Below are 479 nucleotides of genomic sequence, written 5' to 3' on the forward strand. Positions count from 1 at the left end.
CCCTCGTTGGTTTAAGGCGCTTACGATCTCCACTCACGTAAACTCACAGACTTTGACGAAGCACGTCCCCTTTGCCTCTGTCTTCCCTCTTTTGAAGTGGAAGCAGGTTATGCGACTGAGTTTTTTTCCTCCTGCGCATACTCATCCGAGTTTTACCCTCCAGACTGTTACCAGCTTTCATTGGCTCGGACTTACTCGCTACTATGGAACGATCCGCCATCTCGCAGCCCATCGGTTCGGCTTTCCCTTTGAGGTTATACCTCCCCTACCTTGTCCGCGTTTGCGTCAAGGAAACTACGAGACTTCCCTCAGTTATCTGCACATTCTATTCCATCCATCCTGACCCTAATCACGTCGATGAGCCTAGCAGGTCATATCCCTTTATTTGTTTTCCTGCAAGATATACTTAACCGTATAGGTTTCCCCGTTTTGCGGGCGGGTCACCCAACATCGCCGCCACCTCTGGTTCACTGCATTCC

General features: G+C 50.3%; 1 protein-coding gene. It reads right to left on the reverse strand.

The window, feature by feature from the left end; translation table 11 throughout:
• Positions 1-43: 43 nt before the first annotated feature.
• Positions 44-220: a hypothetical protein gene (locus tag LRL21_RS44905; RefSeq protein ID WP_240422220.1), complete on the reverse strand. Its 177-nt coding sequence runs from the start codon at positions 218-220 to the stop codon at positions 44-46.
• Positions 221-479: the final 259 nt, after the last annotated feature.

Origin of the sequence: Paenibacillus periandrae, from assembly GCF_022458865.1 — a bacterium.
GTDB lineage: Bacteria > Bacillota > Bacilli > Paenibacillales > NBRC-103111 > Paenibacillus_S > Paenibacillus_S periandrae.